General features: G+C 63.6%; 1 protein-coding gene. It reads right to left on the minus strand.

The annotated features are described in order from the left end of the window. The coding region (locus ACODRZ_RS26560; RefSeq protein WP_488986299.1) for a beta strand repeat-containing protein at positions 1-2,823 on the minus strand (2,823 nt) is incomplete at both ends.

The following is a 2,823-nucleotide window of genomic DNA, read 5'->3' on the forward strand; positions in this document are numbered from 1 at the left end:
TCAGCGAGTTGGTCGCGGCGTTGCCATAGGCCACCGAGACCGCGCTGTTGCCGTTCACGGTCACCGCCGAATTGGTCACCGAAGGCGCCGTTCCGAGGTTGTTGAACGAGGCGCCGTAAGTGACGTTCGCCGCTGCCGTGACGCCGCCGTTGTTCACCTGCTCATTGAGGACAGCGAAGCTTGCCGAGACGCTGTCCGCGCGGGACGAGGTCAGCGTTGCAGCACCACCCGTGCTGGTGTTGGCAAAGCTGGTCGCCGACGCCGAGAGCGCATTGGTGGCATTGTTACCGCCGGCACGCGCCGTGGTGGCATTGCTGTTGAGCGCCACCGAACTCGTATCGAGCGGGCTCGGATCGCTCGCCGTGGCCCCATCGTAGCCGGCGACCACGACATCCGCCTTGGTCGTGGCATTTGCCGTAACCGTAGCGCTGCTGATCTGCTGGTTGATGACGCCAGCCGAAGCGCTGTCGGAATTGGCCGTCAGCGTCAGCGTATTCGTCGAGCGGTTCGATAGTGCGGTCGAGCTGGTGGCGTTGCCGCTGAGATCGACCGTGCTCTGGTTGATGCCGTTGGAAACGAACTGGCTCTGGCCCGTCGCACCGCCGTCATTGTTCCACAGGTTGGTCGTCGCCGCCGCGGTGACGGTGACATTCGAGTTCGCCGACTGGGCGTTGTTCACGACATAGTCGGCCGCCGACGTATAGTTTCCAGACGAACCGGAAAGCGAAGCGTTAGCACCATAATTCGATCCACTCACCGTGGTTGACACTAGGCTCGTATCAGCCGCCACGGTCATGCTGTTGCTCGCAGCATTGACCGTCGAGGACGCGACGTTGCTGTTGTCGTCCAGCGACAGGGTCGAGGAGCTGTTCGCGGCGGGCGCAGCAACAGTCATCGTCGACGCCGCACCGAATGTCACGGTTGTCGATGCCGATTGCTTAGAGAGCAGCGCACCATTGGTGGATACGCTGGCACCGCTCAGCGCCACGCTGTTGGCGGCACTGTTGCCCGTGGTCGTCGCCGATTGCGCATTGTCCGAAACGGACAGGGTGCTGCCGGTGACATCGCTGGTGGCGTCATCCGAGCCGGGGGCGCCGGCCCCGAGCGTTGCAATATTGTAAGTGCCGGTAACAGTCGTTGTTTCCGAACCGCTTACCGCCTGGATGTTGGCAAGAGCATGATCCGCCGTTGCATAGGCCGCCGGTCCGGTGCCTGCGTTCGGTGCTGCGGTCGCGCCGACCGTCGTATCCGAAGCCGCCAGAGCGCTGCTGCCGGTCACCTTGATGCTATTGCTCGCAGCGTTGCCGGTGGTCGCGCCGGAGATGACGTTGCCGTCCACGAGAACGCTGCTGTTCGCGATATCCCGGCCGACGGTGACATTGGCGCCACTGAAGTCGGAGATGGTCGCGGTGAGCGCACCCGAACTCGTCTGGTTGTTGGCCAGAGCCGAGGTGGTCGAGACGTTGGTCGCATCCAGCGCGACGCTGTTGGTGCCGGCGTTGCCGGTAACCATCGAGCTTTCCGTATTGTTCGACACCGACACCGTGCTGGTGCTGACATCGCTCAACGTCGGGCTGGTAACGCCGGTCGCCGACACGCCGAACAGGGCGCCAACCGTGCTGGACAATGCGCCGGTGTTGGTCTGTCCGCTGGAAACGGCCATATCCGCTGCGGCCGTACCGGTGACATTCGCTGTCGCCTGCGACGAATTGCTCACCCCATTGCCGCGGGTCAGATTCGTGGCGGTTGCCGACAGCGAATTGGTGGCGCTATTGCCGCGAGCCGATCCGCTGGTGCTGTTGCCATCGACGGTGACGCTGCTGCCGGTGATGTCATTGCCGACCGTGACGATCACACCACCGGTCGCTGGCGTGCCTGCGGAACCTCCGCTGGTATAAGACGCAGGCATGGAAGACTGGTTTGTTCCTTGCCCCGTCGCAACAACATGAATGTTGCCGGACACCAGGGTAAACGTGAAACCAGCACCATATTGCGCCGTAAGCGCGGTAACCTCATCGGCAGTATGGCCACCGTTGGTCGTGTCACCGGTGAAGGTGTATGGACCAGATCCCGTGCTGCTGCCAGTGAAGGTGAAGTTGTGCGTCGTCGGCGCAGTTGCCGCGGTTCCTACCTTACCGATGAGCACGGCAGCAGTGCCGTTCATCACCTGATCGTTGGCAACGGCAGCACTGGTCCCGAGATTGGTGCCCGAAAGCGTAATCGCATTGCCGGTGCCCAGGGTAGCGTTGCCTGCAGCGTTGGCAGCAAGGCTGTTGCCGTCCGAGACCACGCTCGAGCTGGTCAGGCTGCCGCTGATCGCGGTGCTGACATCGGTGCTCTTGGTCTGACCGGTGAAGGCGTCGGTCAAACCGGCCTGTACGCTGGTGCCTGACGCTACCGACTGCTCGTTCGCCACCGCGAACGCACTGCCGCTGGTGCTCGCGATACTGCCAAGGACTCTGGCACTGGCGCCAGTGCCTGCAGTGCCGAGCGTGTTGATGGTGGTGGCCGATGCGGTGATGGCATTGCCGCCGCGGTTGGCCGCCGCGTCGGCAAGCACACTGTTGCCGGACGCGCTGATCGCGGAACTACCGGTGACGTCACCGGTGATCGCATTGGAGACGATCGGCCCATCCGAGCCTGCGTCGCCGACCTTTGCTACGATCGTCTGCGTGCCGGTGGTGACGGTCACGTCCTGCTGCGAGGCGATCGCCGCGACTGTGCCGGTGGATGGCGACGCGAGGCTACCCGTCGCAATGCTGTTGGCGTCGATCGTGGTCGCGTTCGAAACCTCGTTGCCGCGCGCCAGAGCGCGAGCCGAGT

It is taken from the genome of Novosphingobium sp. FG90, from assembly GCF_057808725.1.